The organism is [Actinomadura] parvosata subsp. kistnae (assembly GCF_900323885.1).
Lineage (GTDB): Bacteria > Actinomycetota > Actinomycetes > Streptosporangiales > Streptosporangiaceae > Nonomuraea > Nonomuraea composti.
Map to the genome: position 1 here is coordinate 270,019 of NZ_OOHJ01000008.1, position 14,016 is coordinate 284,034.

Here is a 14,016-nt window from a genome sequence, read left to right on the forward strand (position 1 = left end):
TTCTTCAGAGCGGGCCGGTCTTGGCCTGGGGGAAGTAACCCTTGTCGTGCGGGGCGTCGCGCCGGTAGACCATGACGGTCCGCGTCCAGGACATGATCTCGTCGCCGTCCTGGTTGAGCCCGCGGGTGAAGCAGGTGACGATGCCGGCGTACGGGCGGGACTTCGACTCCCGTTTCGCGGTCACCTTCGACTCGGCGTACAGCGTGTCGCCGACGAAGACGGGGTGGGTGAGCTTGATCTCCTCCCAGCCCAGGTTGACGATCGCGGTCTGGCTGACGTCGATGACGGACAGGCCGAGCACGATGGCGACGCTGAGCCCGGAGTTGACGATGATCTTGCCGGTGGGCGACCTGGCGGCGAGGTGGGCGTTGAAGTGGTTCTGGTTCGTGTTCATGGTCAGGAGCGTGAACCAGGTGTTGTCCGCCTCGCTGATCGTGCGGCCCATGGGGTGCTGATAGACGTCCCCGACCGTGAAGTCCTCGTAGTAGCGGCCGATGGCGGGCTCGTGCACGGTCACGTGCTGCTCCTGTCGCTCGCGATCAGGAGGCCCACGTTAGTGACCAGATGATTGTTCGGTCAATCATCCGGTCAGGAGGCGCGCGCCGCCAGCTTCGAGACCACGTCCACGATGCGGGCGGCCCGCTCCACCTCGGCGCGGTGGAAGACCGGGCCCTCCGCCCGCGCCACGACCAGGTGCATTCCGGCCGCGAGCACGGGCAGCAGCATCAGCCGCACGTCCTCGGCCTCCACGCAGATGGCCCGCGGCGGCGGCTCCGGCAGCTCGAACTCGGCGGGCGCGGCCAGCGAGGCGTGCCGGACCGCGCCGTCGGCCACGGCCACCGACCACTCCGCGCCGCACAGCGCGGGCAGGGCGTCCACGAGGGTGGCGAAGCCCCTGGCGGGCTCGGCGGCCACGTGCATGAGCAGGTCGTAGTCGGGGGCGGAGCCGGGGACGTCCTTGGTGGCCCACACCCCCTCGACCCGTACGCCGGGCATGGCGGACAGCCGCTCACGCGCCTCGGCCGCGGTCACCGGGTGCGGCCAGGAGACGGTGAAGTCGTCCACGGCCCTTCCGGCCTCGCGTTCGAGCACGGTGACTTGCAGGATGTCCGCTCCCAGCGCGCCCAGCGCCTTGGCGACCTGGCCGAGGCCGCCCGGCCGGTCGGGCAACGACACCCTCAGTCGCAGCAGCATGTCCGCCCCCTTTCCAGAGGCTCTCACAGTGCCGTGGAAAGGTTTCCAGCATGTTCCACGGATATGTCGTACATGCTGCGGTTATATCCCAAGATGCAGCGTTAAGTCCGGATTGTCGATAAAGGTTCAGGCGAACACGTCCTGCTGGTAGCGGCCCGCCGCCTCCAGCCCGGCCAGCCACGCCGCGCCGTCCTCCTCACCGCCGGTCCGGTCGCGGTGCATGTCGAGCAGCGCCTGCCGGACGGCCGGCGCCATCCGCAGCCCGTCGCCGCAGACGTACACGTGGGCGCCCTGCTCCAGCAGCTCCCACACCTCGTCCGCGTGCGCCGCGACCGCGTCCTGCACGAACCGGTACGGATGCCCCGGCACGGCCGAGTACGCCCGGTGCACCCGCACCCCATCGGCCGCCTCCCAGGAGGCCAGCTCGCCGGCGTACAGCAGGTCGTGCTCGGGGTGGCGGCACCCGGTGAACACCTCGGCGCGCCCGCTCGCCCCGCGCAGCGCCCGCTCCTCCAGGAAGCCGCGCAGCGGCGCGAACCCGGTGCCGGGCCCGACGAGGATCACCGGCGTGGCCGGGTCGTCCGGCAGCCGGAACGGCGGCGCGGGCACCCGGACGTAGCCGTAGAAGACCTCGCCCTCCTTCAGCCCGGCCAGGTACGCCGAGCACATGCCCTGGTAGGTGCCGGTGCCGGACCAGGCGGGGCCCTCGACCAGGCCGACGGTGAGCCGTACGGTGCCGGGGTCGGCCAGCGGCGAGGAGGAGACGGAGTAGTAGCGCGGCTTGATCGGCCCGGCCATCTCCAGGAAGACCGGCAGCGGCAGCTCGATCGCGGGGAAGCGCTCCAGCAGCGCCAGTGGCGAGACGCGCTTGGCCAGGATCTCGTCGGCGTAGCTCGCGGTCAGCTCGGCGAGCTGGCCCTTGGTCCACGGGCAGGCGGTGTGCGCGGCCAGCGCCTCCAGGTCGGCGCGGGTGGCCACCTCCTGCAGCTCGGCGAACTCGGTCAGCAGCAGCCCGGCCGTGACCGGCGTGTCGACGGGCAGGTGGGTGGCGCCGGCCGCGCGCAGCCGGACGACCTGCTCGCGGGGGACGCGCAGGCAGCGCAGCGCCCACTCCACCAGCTCGGGGTCGTTCTTGGCGAAGACGGCCACGTGGTCGCCGGCCGAGTACGTCACGCCCTCGGGCAGCCTGGCGACGATGGAGCGCACGCCGGGGCGCGGCGCCTCGACGGAGAAGTCCCAGAGGCCCTCGGGGTCGCCGGTCAGCTCCTCGTTGGAGATCACGGTCAGCGGGAAGGCCCGCTCGGAGACCACGGCCGGCCTGATCTCGGCCTCGCTGAGCACCTCCATCTCGTAGCGGGGCCCGGCGGCGCCGGCGTCGGCGCTGTACTCCTCGGCCAGCGCCGCCCACAGGCGCGCCGTCCAGGCGGAGACGTCGCCGTCGAAGTCGCCGTCGGTGTCGGCCTCGCCCCGCTCGATGAGCGGGACGGCCCCCGCCGCCGTCAGCTTCTCGTACGCCCGCCGCGGGAAGTCCTGGTACGTGGGCCACTGCGTGTTCCCGCAGCCCAGCACGGCCAGCCGCACCCCGGACAGGTCGGGCAGCGTCTCCAGGGCGTCGAAGCGCTGAGCGTTGTCGGGCGCCTTGCCGTTGTAGGAGGAGGCGACCACGATGAGCAGGCCCTCGGCGGGCGGCGTGAGGTCGTCGAGCGTGGTGAGCGTGGTGGCGAAGCCGGCCCGCCCGGCCCGCTCGGCCAGCCGCTCGGCGATGTCGGAGCTGGTGCCGAGGTTGGAGCCGTAGGCGACGGTGAGCGGCACGCCGGTGACCGCGATGTCCTGCTGCTCGCTCTCCTGCTCGGGCAGCGCGGCCACGACGGCCCGCTCGTGGGCGCGCCGCTCGCGCACCCGCAGCGTGAACCCGTCCGGCTTGAGCGTGAGCGTCTGCTTGATCTTCATCCGGTAGACGTTCGGGTCGGACAGGGCGAAGCGCCGCAGGATCAGCGCCAGCGCCAGCCGGGCCTCGGTGAGCGCGAACTGGCGGCCGATGCAGGCCCGCTCGCCGTTGCCGAACGGCTTGTAGGCGGCGGGGTGATGCCCCTTCTTGTTCTCCGGCAGCCAGCGGTCGATGTCGAACTCCTCCGGCCGCTCCCACGCCTTGGGGCTGCGGTGCAGCGACGGCAGCAGCACGGCGACGCCCTGGCCCTTGGGGATGAGGTAGGAGCCGCCGAGCATGGTGTCGCGCTCGGCGGTGACGCTGAAGGCGGGGATCGGCGACCAGATGCGCAGCGTCTCCTCCAGGATGCGGGGGATGACGTCCAGCTTCATGATCGTCTCGTAGGTGGGCGGCTCGTCGCCGGGCAGCAGCCGGTCCACCTCGTCGTAGGCGCGGGCCAGCACGTGCGGCTCGCGCAGCAGGTTGTACAGGGCGAAGGAGAGCAGGCCGCTGGTGGTCTCGTGCCCGGCGATGAGGAAGGTGAGCACCTGGTTGCGGATGTTCTCATCCGACAGGCGGGCGCCGGTCTGCGGGTCGGACGCCTCCAGCATGAGGCCGAGCAGGTCCTTGGTGCCCCCGCCGCCGTCGGCGCGGCGCTGCTTGATCACCTCGTCGACGAGCGCCTGCATGGTGGCGACGTCGCGCCGGTAGCTCTCCTCGTTCTTCTTCTTGAGCTTGGTGACGAACGGGAGCTGCTGGTTGCGGTGCATGGCCTCGGTCAGCGCACCGCCCATCGCCTGGAGGAACGGGTGCAGCTCGGGCGAGTCGAAGGAGTTGAACCGGTAGCCGAAGCCGGTCAGCGAGATCGTGTCGAGGGTCAGCCTGGTCATGTCGTCGGCGACGGGCAGGTCCTCCCCCTGGCGGGCCGTCCACGACGCGACGAGCTGCTCGGCGACCTCCAGGAACTGCGGGTAGTACGCCTTCATCGAGCGCTGGCTGAAGGCCGGCATCAGGATGCGGTGGGCGTGCCCCCACACGGGCTCGTCGGGGTCGGCGGTGAACAGGCCGTCGCCGCCGAAGTCGCGCACGATCGACAGCGGCGGCCTGATCCGCTTGACGAAGCGGCTCTCGTCGCACACCTCGGCCACCAGGTCGGGGTCGTAGACGAGGATGACCCGCCGGCCGGCGATCTCGAGCTGGAAGATGCCCTCGTCGTAGCCGGAGGCGACCTTCACGAAGTGCTCGATCGGCGCCTGCGCGGGGATCTGCAGCGTGTTGCCCAGAATCGGCAGGCCCTGTGGGGCGGGGATCCGAGCCATGAGTGCTCCCTTCCATAGCCATACACCGTATGGCTGACGCTACCATACGGTGTATGGCCGTGAGCGCGCGCAGGGGTGCACCCCTGACTCTCGAAGAGATCAGCACCACCGCCCTGCGCCTGATGGACGAGGGCGGGGTGGCGGGTTTGTCCATGCGCAAGCTCGCAGCCGAGCTCGACGTCAACCCGATGTCGCTGTATCACCACGTGGACAACAAGGAAGCGCTGCTCCGGGTGATCTGCTCGACGGCCGCGCAACGCTTGGAGCTGCCGCCCGACGACGGCTCACCCTGGCAGGACCAGCTCCGGGCGCTGGCCGTCGCCTACCACCGCAACGCGATGGAGCATCCGGCGCTGTGGAGCCACCTGCACGACCACCCCGAGATCATCCAGGACCGTGACCTGGTCCTCTGGCGCACGCTCTACCGCATCCTGCGCCTGGCCGGGGTGCCGGAGCCGGAGCTGCGGCGCACGAGCGACGTGCTGCACGCGTTCGTCATGGGCTTCGTCATCGCCGAGACGAAGGGGCACCTGCCCGACGATCCGGAGGAGGTGGAGCGGGGCTTCGACACCGCCATCCGGCTCATCACGCGAGGCGTGGAAGGGCTGACCGGGCTCAGCCCGCGGCCTCCCACACCGCCTCGAACATCTCAGGGGTGATCTCGGTCAGCTCCCAGACCTCCAGCGGCTGGTCGGTGAGGAAGCCGTACTCGTCCTGGAGGTGCCGCCACCAGTAGCGGCGGGCGCCCCGATCGGCGCCCACCTCGACCTGCCGGATCGCCCACTGCTCGCCGTTGTCGCCCTCGACGCTCTCGAACAGCCAGGCGCGGCCGTCCTCGTCGCCGAGGTGCCAGTAGTGGCGGGGGGCGTCGGACTCGGCGAGCTGCCGCACCAGCGGCTGGCGGAGATCAGGAACCACAGCGCTACTCTAGCCAGCCGCTCAGTGCTGGTAGGCGCCCGAGTCGGGCGAGCCGGCCAGCGCCTTGCCCTCGATGTCCTTGCCGAACGCCTTGCCGCCGTACCACTTCGGCGTGAGCGCCACGCCGCGCCCCAGCGCCGGGGAGCCCGGCAGCAGCCGCAGGTCGGTGCGGGAGCGGAACTTCGGGTCGGCCACGACCGACTTCGGGCCCAGCTTGAACTTGTCGGTGCGCCCCTGGTAGACGCCGCCGTCCTCGTCGGCGCCGGTGCCGTCCTCCCAGCCGGCCTCGCCGCCGACCGCGATGACGTTGTTGCGCAGCTTCAGGATCGACGGGGAGCAGCCGTCGTGGCAGGACCAGCCGATGGTGTCCTTGGCCGGCAGGTAGACGGAGTTGTGCACCGCGATCGTGCCCTTGACCGGGCCGACGATGTGGCGGGGGCCGCGGGTGATGAGGAAGGAGCCGCGGCCACGCGAGGAGGTGACGACGTTGAAGGCGAAGACGTTGCCGCTGGCCGTCTTGCCCTTCTGGGCGCCGAGCTCGGTGAACGTCTCGTTGTTCCTGGAGATGTTGCGGGTGATCCGGTTGCGGTCGCCGTTGAAGATCTCGACGGCCGCCCCGTCGGTGCCGTAGTCGGCGCTCCTGGCGAAGCTGCCGGTGATGGTGTTGCCGGTCACGATGTTGTCGTCGCCGTTGAGCAGCACGCCGAACGCGCCGGAGTCGTTGTCGCCGCCCTCGTCGTTGACGCTCATACGGTTGTTGTCGGTCAGGACGCTGTCGCGGATGACGTTGCGGGAGCCGGTGGGCGTGACCAGGACGCCGGCGATGTTGTGGTCGGCCTCGACGCCGCTCAGCACGTTGGAGTCGCCGCCGAGCTCGAAGCCGGCCCAGCGGCAGTTGGAGGCGCGCAGGCCGCTGATGCGCCAGTGGCTGCCGTTGACGACCACGCAGTCGTCGTCGGCGCCGCTGATCCTGGCCAGCGCGCCGCTGCCGTACGAGGTGATCGTGATGGGCCGGGCGGCGGTGCCGCTGGCCTCCAGCTTGAGCGGCCCGGCGAAGCTGCCGCCGCGCTTGAAGGCGACGGTGTCGCCGGGCTTGAGCTCGGCGGCGGCCAGCTTCTCCAGCGACTTCCAGGCGGTGCCGGCGCTGGTGCCGGCCGCGCCGTCGTCGCCGCCCCGGGAGTCGACGTAATAAGTGGTGCCCGCGCTCGCCTGAGCGGTGGCCGCGACGGAGACGGCGGGAAGGAGCGAGGCCAGGACGGCTACGGACAGCAACCTCATGCGCGCACACCACTATCTAGTTGGGTCGGGAGAGTCAGCAGAGGACACCGTAGCGTGATCAGCGCTTGAGGCGCCACATGCGCAGCGAAGGTCCTTCCCCCGGGATCACGTCACCGTCCTCCGCGTTGTGAAGCCCCGTGGCGTGCGTACCGAGAGTGAGCGGCTCGCCGGGCGCGCGCCGCACCGCCACGACGATCGACTCCTCGTACGTCTCGCGCGCGAACACCAGGCAGTCGGCGTCGGCGTGCAGCCAGCGCAGGCCGCCGTGGCGCAGGGCGGGCTCGGCCCGGCGCAGCCCGAGCAGCTCCCGGTAGCCGGCCAGGGTTTCCAGGTCCTGGTCGGCGGGCCGGTCCCACGGCATCGGGGTGCGGGAGTGCTCGCCGTTCACGCCGGTCAGGCCGTACTCGCTGCCGGCGAACACCATGGGGGTGCCGGGCAGCGTGGCCTGCAGCCCGACGGCGAGGAGCTGGCGCTCGCGCGAGCCCGTCACGGTGCGCACGCGGGGCGTGTCGTGGGAGTCGAGGAGCTGCCAGGAGTGCACGAGCGAGCGCCACGACATCTGCGCGGCGAACGACCGGTAGGCGGCCAGCATGGCGGTGCCGTCGCGCAGCGGCACGCCGCCCGGCACGCCGAGGAAGGTCTCCAGGTCGCACTCGGGGCCGCGCAGCCACGTCCAGACGGGGCGGGTGAAGCCGCCGTAGTTCATGGTGCCCTGCCAGCCGTCGCGGTCGAGGTCGCCGGTGGCGTCGTGGTTGTGCTCGGCGATGAAGGCGGCGTCCGGGCCGAGCTCGGCGCGCAGCAGGGCGGCGACCTCGTGCGCGTAGTCGTCGGCGGCGCGCCTGCCGGTCATGTTGGCCACGTCCACGCGCCAGCCGTCGAACGGGCCGAGCCACTTCTTCAGCACCGCCGTCATGCCGGCGCGGACCCGCTCGCTGCCCCAGTTGAGCTTGGGCAGCGTCTTGAACCCCCACCACGACTCGTAGTCGCCCGTCACCGGGTCGAAGTAGAACATCTCGCGCTCCGGCGCGTTCACGTCGGAGACGGCCGCGGTGAACCACTCGTGCGTGTCGCCGGTGTGGTTGGTGGTGATGTCGCCGAGCAGCCGCATGCCGCGCGCGTGCAGCGCGCCGGACAGCCGGTGCAGCGCCTCGTCGCCGCCGAGCAGCGGGTCCACGTGCTCGAACGTGGAGGCGTTGTAGCGGTGGTTGGAGCGGGCCGGGAAGATCGGCGTCAGGTAGACGGTGTCGGCGCCGAGACTCTGGATGTGGTCGATGCGCCGGGTGACGCCGTCGAGGTCGCCGCCGTAGAACTGCTGGGAGGTGCCGGGGCCGCTCGGGATGACCGGGTCGCGGTCCCAGTCGCGGGGCAGCGCCCAGTCGGGCACGTCCCGCATGGGGCGGGAGCGGTCGAAGCGGTCGGGGAAGATCTGGTAGACGATCGCGTCCGACAACCACTCCGGCGGCGCCTGGTGGCAGACGAGGCGGAAGTCGCCGGCGTCGGTGAGGTCGTGCGCGGCGAGCCCGGCCGCGCTCAGCCAGCGCTGGCCGCCGGTGGTGTGCAGCAGGAAGCGGTACGGGGTGACGGGGTTGACCGCGGTGATCTCGGCCCGCCACCAGACGTCGCTCTCCCCGTACCCGCTCGCCCGCCTGCCCCGGTCCACCGCGGCCTCGAAGTAACGCGGCTCGCCGTCGTGCACGGCGCGCACGTGCACGGCCGTGACGCCGGCGGCCAGCGGCGCGCGCAGCCAGAGCGTGACCCGCGAGCCGAGTTCCGGCCGCTGGTCGGAGACGTACAGAGCCGAGCCGTCGTGGTGCGGCTCCCCCAGAAATCGCAGCACTGTGTTTATCCCTTGACTGCTCCGGCGGTCAGGCCGGAGACGATGTACTTCTGCAACCAGAGGAACACACCGACCGTGGGAACGGCGGTAATGAGCGTGCCGGCGGCGAACATGCCGAAGTTCGCGTTGCGGTGGTCGCCGGCGATCATGCCGAACATGCCGACGGCGAGGGTCTTGCTCTCCGGGTCGCGCAGGAACACGTTGGCCATGAGGAACTCGCTCATGGTGCCGATGAACGCCAGCAGCGCGGTGACCGCGAGGATCGGCGTGACCAGCGGCATGATGACCCGCCAGAAGATCTGGGCGTGCGTGGCGCCGTCCACGGTGGCGGCCTCGTCCAGCTCCTTCGGCACGGTGTCGAGGAAGCCCTTCATCAGCCAGGTGTTCACGCCGAGCGCGCCGCCGAGGTAGAGCAGCAGCAGGCCCCACACGGTGTTGAAGCCGAACGCCGGGTACAGCTCGGTCACCTCCGTGAAGATCATGAAGATCGTCACGATGGCCAGGAACTGCGGGAACATCTGGATGAGCAGCAGCGCCATCATGCCGACGCGGCGGCCGGCGAAGCGCATGCGGCTGAAGGCGTACGCGGCGAACATCGACAGCAGCAGGCTCGCGAACGACGACGCCAGCGCGATGAACACCGAGTTGAAGAACCACCGGCCGAACGGGTAGGTGTCGGAGGTCAGCAGGTTGGCGAAGTTGTGCAGGCTCGCGCCCGCGGGCAGCAGGTCCGTGGAGGCCAGCGTGCCCATCGGGTTGATCGCGGCGGAGACCACGAACAGGATCGGGAACACCGCGAACGCGCACACGAGCAGCACGAAGACGTGCCGCAGCGTCATCTTCACGCGTAGACCTCCTCCTGCTTGCGGGTGCGGCGGAACGCCACGGCCGAGATGACGGCCACGATGGCGAAGATGAACACCGAGATCGCCGCGGCGAAGCCGAACTGCGCGCCGCCCGCGCCGAAGGCCAGCCTGAAGGTGTAGGTGATGAGCAGGTCGGTGCCGCCCACCTGCGGGCTGTCGGCGGGGAACGGGCCGCCGTCGGTGGTCAGCGCGATCGCGTTGTAGTTGTTGAAGTTGAAGGCGAACGCCGAGATCAGCAGCGGCGTGAGCGCGACGAGCAGCAGCGGCAGCGTCACCCGGCGGAACGCCTTGAACGGCGTGGCCCCGTCGATCGAGGCGGCCTCGGTCAGCTCGCGCGGGATCGCCTGCAGCGCGCCGGTGGTGACGAGGAACATGTACGGGAAGCCGAGCCAGATGTTGACGAGGATCACGCCGAGCCGGGCGGTGCCGGTCTGGCCGAGCCAGTCGATCTCGGCGCCGAGCAGCTGGTTGATCAGGCCGAAGTCGCGGTTGAACAGGTCGCGCCAGACCAGCAGCATGGCGAAGGCGGGCATCGCGTACGGCAGGATCAGCACGATCCGGTAGACCTTGGTGCCGCGCATGCGTGGGTGGTGCAGCGCGAGCGCGACGCCCATGCCGAGGGCGAAGCAGCCGAGCACGGAGGCCAGGGCGAAGACGAGGTTCCAGCCGAGCACTCCGGCGAAGTATCCGGAGATGGTGGGGTTCGTCAGCACCCGGGCGAAGTTGTCCAGGCCGACGTTGACCTGCCAGCCCTGCGCCAGGTGCTCGCCCTTGGCGTTGACGAAGTAGCCCTGGCTCTCGTCGGCCGTCCAGGTGCCGCCGTCGCCGCGGACGCAGTCGCAGGCGGCGTCGTAACGCAGCCCGGCCTTGCCCTCGACGGCGCGGCTGAGCCCGTTGGCCTTGATCACGCCGTCGGCGGTCGGCACGGCCAGCGCCGTGATCTCCGGGCCGCGCGCGGCGGCCTCGGGCGCCTTGAGCACGGTCAGGCCGGGCGCGGACAGCACCTTGCCGGTGACGCCGACCTGCGCGCCGGCCAGCGGCGTCAGCCCGTCGGCGGCGCCCAGGGAGACCCGCTTGGTCGCCGGGTCCACCAGCAGGAACACCAGCTCGTCGCCGCGCAGCGCGGCCGACAGCGTGTACTCGGGCGAGCCGGGCGCCTGCCGGACGGAGCCGGTCTCGATGGCAGTGATCGCGGCGGCCTTGTCGCCCCGGTGCCCGTCGCCGAAGTTGGTGAACGCGGTGGTCAGCGTGTAGACGACCGGGAACACCTGGAAGGCGACGAGGAAGACGGTGCCGGGGATGAGGTACTTCGCCGGGATGAAGCGCCGGGTCAGGTAGAGATAGGCGATGCCCGCGCTCACCGCGCACAGCAGCCCGAGCGCGACCCACGACCCGGTGGCGGCCAGCGGCGGCGCGGCGTAGAGCAGGATCGCGGCCGCCACGGCGAGCACCGCGATCCTGCTCACCACGAACGCCGTGGTGATCTCCCGGCGGGGCCGCTGCCGCGCGTGGGCGGGAGCGGCCTGGCGCACGTCGAGAGCCATGTCGTCAGTTCTTGAGCGAGCCGTCGATGGCCTTCTGCGCCGCCGCGGCGGCCTTGGCCGCGTCGCCGCCCTTGACGACGGCGTTCTCGGCGATGCCGAACGGCTCCCAGATGGCGGCCATCTCGGGGATGGCGGGCATCGGCAGGCCGTCCTTGCCGGCGTCGAGGAACTTGGCGGCGTCGGGGTCGCCCGCCTTGACCTCCTCCAGCGCGGCGGTCAGCGCCGGGGGCCGCGGGTCGGCGTCGTAGAGCGCCTTGGCGACGTCCTTGTTCGTCACGTAGTTGGCGACGAACTCCTGGGCCAGCGCCTTGTTCTTGCCCTTGGAGGCGACGAAGAAGCTCTGCACGCCGACGAACGGGGTGGCGGGCTTGCCGTCCTTGAAGGCGGGGACGGGGCTGATGTCGTACTTGACGCCGCCCTTCTTGACCTCGCTGATGGCCCACGGGCCGGAGACGAGGTAGGCGCACTTGCCGCCGGCGAAGTTGACGATGTAGTTCTCGTTGGTCAGCGAGGTGCGCAGCGCGCCGTCGCCCTTCTCGCCGAGCTCCTTGAGCTTGCCGAACGCCTTGACGGAGTCCGCCGAGCCGAGCAGCACCTGCTTGGGGTCGGGGTCGCCGGTGGCGGTGGTGCCGAACAGCGCGCCGCCGCCGGAGGCGAAGATCGGGTAGACGTGGAAGGCGTCGCCCTTCTGGCCGACGGGCAGGCAGAGCACCTCCTTGACCTTGCCGGCCGCCTTGAGCTCCTTGCCCTTGGCGATCATGTCCTCGATCGTGGCGGGCGCGTCGGGGGCGAGGTCGGTGTTGCGGATCAGGGCGATGTTCTCCAGCGCGTACGGGGCTCCGTAGATCTGGCCGTTGAACGTCACGGCCTGGATCGCCTTGTCGGAGAACGACGCCTTCTGCTCCTCGGTGAGCGTGACCGGGTCGATGGCGCCGTTCTGCACCAGGTTGCCGATCCAGTCGTGCGCGCCGATCATGATGTCCGGGCCGCTGCCCTGCTGGGAGGCGGTCAGGAAGGTCATCTGGTTGTCCTTGCTGATCTCCTTCACCTCGACGGTCACGCCGTTCTCGGTGCCGAACTGCTGGGCGAAGGGCTGCAGCGGCTTGACCCGCAGCGGGTCGGCCCAGATCACGAGCGTGCCGCCGCCCGCCGCCGGTGCCGAGGCGGACGCGCTCGGCTGCCCGCTCTGCGGCCCGGCCGCCGGGGCGGCCGACGGGGAGCTACCGCACGCTGTCGCGGCGAACGCCAGGGTCGCGAGTGTTGCCACACCCAGAGCCCGCATGCGCATGGATGACCTCCTGAGGTCACGGAGGAACGGCGGCGCCGCACGCGCCGCCGCCAGGGGAGAAAGCTCGAACGTTTCCGGGACGTTAGCGGCTCTTTGCAAGAATTGGAAGAACTTGCGAAAGAGCGTTACCTGATCCACATCCGCCGCAGCCCGTCTGACCTCGCAACTGCGGGTCCGTATGCTGACGGGGGCGGTCCGCAAGTTTCCGCAACTTGCACTTGACCGCTCGCTGGTGATCGCGACATCGTTGACCAGAACATCACCCGACATCTCGGGTCATCCGGGGGAAGGACAGCCATGCTCGGCAACGACGACTGGTGGCGTGACGCCGTCGTGTACCAGGTCTACCCGCGAAGCTTCGCCGACGCCAACGGCGACGGCATGGGCGACCTGGAAGGCGTGCGCCAGCGCCTGGGATACCTGTCCAGGCTCGGCGTGGACGCCATCTGGCTGAGCCCCTTCTACACCTCCCCCATGGCCGACGGCGGCTACGACGTGGCCGACTACCGGGACGTGGACCCCATGTTCGGCACGCTCGCCGACTTCGACGCGCTCATCACCGACGCGCACGCGCTGGGCATCAGGGTCATCGTGGACCTGGTGCCCAACCACTCCTCCGACCAGCACCCCTGGTTCCGGGCCGGGCTGCGCGACCGCTACATCTTCCGCGACCGGCCCAACGACTGGGAGTCCATCTTCGGCGGGCCCGCCTGGACCCAGGTCGAGGACGGGCAGTGGTACCTGCACCTGTTCGCCCCCGAGCAGCCGGACCTCAACTGGGACAACCCCGAGGTGCGCGCCGAGTTCCGCGACATCCTGCGCTTCTGGCTCGACCGGGGCGTGGACGGCTTCCGCGTGGACGTGGCGCACGGCATGATCAAGGCCGCGGGGCTGCCGGACGTGGGCCAGAAGGACGGCCCGCAGGCCGAGATGCTCGGCGACGAGCAGGTGCCGTACTTCGACCAGGACGGCGTGCACGACATCTACCGCGAGTGGCGGCCGATCCTCGACTCCTACCCGGGCGGGCGCATGGCCGTGGCCGAGGCGTGGGTGTCGTCGCCCGAGCGGCTGGCCCGTTACGTGGGGCCGGACGAGCTGCACCAGGCGTTCAACTTCGAGTTCATGATGGCCGACTTCCACGCCAAGTCGTTCCGTACCGTCATCGAGAAGTCGCTGCGCGAGGCGGACCTGGTCGGCGCGCCCACCACGTGGGTGCTGTCCAACCACGACAAGCCGCGCCACGTCACCCGCCACGGCAGCCTGGCCCGCGCCCGCGCGGCCACCCTGCTCATGCTGGCGCTGCCCGGCTCGGCCTACCTCTACAACGGCGAGGAGCTCGGCCTGCCCGAGGTGCTCGACCTGCCCGACGAGCTGCGCCAGGACCCGGCGTTCCGGCGGCGCGGCGAGAGCCGCGACGGCTGCCGGGTGCCGCTGCCCTGGACGTCGTCCGGCGACCTCGGCTGGCGCGACCCGTGGCTGCCGATCCCGGCCGAGTGGGCGGCGCTGTCGGCCGAGGCGCAGGAGGACGACCCCGGCTCGACGCTGAACCTCTACCGGGCCGCGCTCAAGCTGCGCAAGCAGCACCCCGCGCTCGGCGGCGGCACGCTGGCGTGGCTCGACTCCCCCAAGGACGTGCTGGTCATCGAGCGCGACCCCGGGCTCGTCGTGGTGCTCAACACGGGCGAGGAGCCGGTGCGGCTCGACCTGGGCGGCGAGGTGCTGCTGTCCAGCGGCCCGCTGCCGGCCGACGGCACGATCCCGCCAGACACCACGGTGTGGCTCCAGCGCTGAGGTTGGGCAAACCTTTCCCGCTACGCGGCAATCGTCGGTGATCACTGTCGGTAG

The 14,016-nt window shown here is 70.8% G+C and carries 11 protein-coding genes; 2 read left to right on the forward strand and 9 right to left on the reverse strand.

Going from position 1 to position 14,016, the window contains the following annotated elements:
- Positions 1 to 4: 4 nt before the first annotated feature.
- The 3 genes from KIS93_RS09475 to KIS93_RS09485 all read right to left on the reverse strand — a co-directional run bounded on the left by KIS93_RS09475 (position 5) and on the right by KIS93_RS09485 (position 4,440).
- Positions 5 to 517, reverse strand: a complete 513-nt coding sequence (locus tag KIS93_RS09475) for a MaoC family dehydratase (protein WP_080040671.1) — start codon at positions 515 to 517, stop codon at positions 5 to 7.
- A gap of 71 nt (positions 518 to 588) precedes the next feature.
- Positions 589 to 1,194, reverse strand: coding sequence for an ACT domain-containing protein (locus KIS93_RS09480; protein WP_080040672.1), 606 nt, complete (start codon positions 1,192 to 1,194; stop codon positions 589 to 591).
- A 126-nt stretch (positions 1,195 to 1,320) separates the two neighbouring features.
- Positions 1,321 to 4,440: a bifunctional cytochrome P450/NADPH--P450 reductase gene (locus KIS93_RS09485; RefSeq protein ID WP_080040673.1), complete on the reverse strand. Its 3,120-nt coding sequence runs from the start codon at positions 4,438 to 4,440 to the stop codon at positions 1,321 to 1,323.
- 53 nt (positions 4,441 to 4,493) lie between these two features.
- On the opposite strand from KIS93_RS09485, the gene KIS93_RS09490 reads away from it, so the two are divergent.
- Positions 4,494 to 5,099 carry a TetR/AcrR family transcriptional regulator gene (locus KIS93_RS09490; RefSeq protein ID WP_186404053.1) on the forward strand — a complete coding sequence of 202 codons (606 nt, stop codon included), beginning with the start codon at positions 4,494 to 4,496 and terminating at the stop codon, positions 5,097 to 5,099.
- Here the strand turns inward: KIS93_RS09490 and KIS93_RS09495 are convergent.
- The 6 genes from KIS93_RS09495 to KIS93_RS09520 are packed head-to-tail and all read right to left on the reverse strand — an operon-like array spanning position 5,056 to position 12,171.
- Complete coding sequence (locus KIS93_RS09495) at positions 5,056 to 5,358, reverse strand: hypothetical protein (RefSeq protein ID WP_155128069.1); 303 nt, start codon at positions 5,356 to 5,358, stop codon at positions 5,056 to 5,058. The two genes, KIS93_RS09490 and KIS93_RS09495, sit on opposite strands and share 44 nt — an antisense overlap.
- Before the next feature lie 21 nt (positions 5,359 to 5,379).
- The gene (locus KIS93_RS09500; protein WP_230466369.1) at positions 5,380 to 6,636 is read right to left on the reverse strand and encodes a right-handed parallel beta-helix repeat-containing protein; all 1,257 of its coding nucleotides are present in this window, start codon (positions 6,634 to 6,636) and stop codon (positions 5,380 to 5,382) included.
- A 58-nt stretch (positions 6,637 to 6,694) separates the two neighbouring features.
- On the reverse strand, positions 6,695 to 8,473 hold the full coding sequence (locus KIS93_RS09505) for a glycoside hydrolase family 13 protein (protein WP_230466370.1): 1,779 nt from the start codon (positions 8,471 to 8,473) through the stop codon (positions 6,695 to 6,697).
- A gap of 5 nt (positions 8,474 to 8,478) precedes the next feature.
- On the reverse strand, positions 8,479 to 9,312 hold the full coding sequence (locus KIS93_RS09510) for a sugar ABC transporter permease (RefSeq protein ID WP_080046975.1): 834 nt from the start codon (positions 9,310 to 9,312) through the stop codon (positions 8,479 to 8,481).
- A 2-nt stretch (positions 9,313 to 9,314) separates the two neighbouring features.
- On the reverse strand, positions 9,315 to 10,883 hold the full coding sequence (locus KIS93_RS09515) for an ABC transporter permease subunit (RefSeq protein WP_080040677.1): 1,569 nt from the start codon (positions 10,881 to 10,883) through the stop codon (positions 9,315 to 9,317).
- A 4-nt stretch (positions 10,884 to 10,887) separates the two neighbouring features.
- Positions 10,888 to 12,171 carry a sugar ABC transporter substrate-binding protein gene (locus KIS93_RS09520; RefSeq protein WP_080040678.1) on the reverse strand — a complete coding sequence of 428 codons (1,284 nt, stop codon included), beginning with the start codon at positions 12,169 to 12,171 and terminating at the stop codon, positions 10,888 to 10,890.
- A 297-nt stretch (positions 12,172 to 12,468) separates the two neighbouring features.
- Here KIS93_RS09520 and KIS93_RS09525 point away from each other — a divergent pair, with 297 nt between their 5' ends.
- Entirely contained in the window at positions 12,469 to 13,962 is a 1,494-nt protein-coding gene (locus KIS93_RS09525; RefSeq protein ID WP_080040679.1) for a glycoside hydrolase family 13 protein, read from the forward strand.
- The last annotated feature ends 54 nt before the right edge of the window (positions 13,963 to 14,016 follow it).

Bases quoted from the DNA above. Each gene is read 5' to 3' on its own strand.
- KIS93_RS09480 (WP_080040672.1), bottom strand. From the start codon at position 1,194: ATGCTGCTGCGACTGAGGGTGTCGTTGCCCGACCGGCCGGGCGGCCTC.
- KIS93_RS09500 (WP_230466369.1), bottom strand. From the start codon at position 6,636: ATGAGGTTGCTGTCCGTAGCCGTCCTGGCCTCGCTCCTTCCCGCCGTC.
- KIS93_RS09510 (WP_080046975.1), bottom strand. From the start codon at position 9,312: ATGACGCTGCGGCACGTCTTCGTGCTGCTCGTGTGCGCGTTCGCGGTG.
- KIS93_RS09490 (WP_186404053.1), top strand. From the start codon at position 4,494: ATGGCCGTGAGCGCGCGCAGGGGTGCACCCCTGACTCTCGAAGAGATC.
- KIS93_RS09515 (WP_080040677.1), bottom strand. From the start codon at position 10,883: ATGGCTCTCGACGTGCGCCAGGCCGCTCCCGCCCACGCGCGGCAGCGG.
- KIS93_RS09525 (WP_080040679.1), top strand. From the start codon at position 12,469: ATGCTCGGCAACGACGACTGGTGGCGTGACGCCGTCGTGTACCAGGTC.
- KIS93_RS09520 (WP_080040678.1), bottom strand. From the start codon at position 12,171: ATGCGCATGCGGGCTCTGGGTGTGGCAACACTCGCGACCCTGGCGTTC.
- KIS93_RS09485 (WP_080040673.1), bottom strand. From the start codon at position 4,440: ATGGCTCGGATCCCCGCCCCACAGGGCCTGCCGATTCTGGGCAACACG.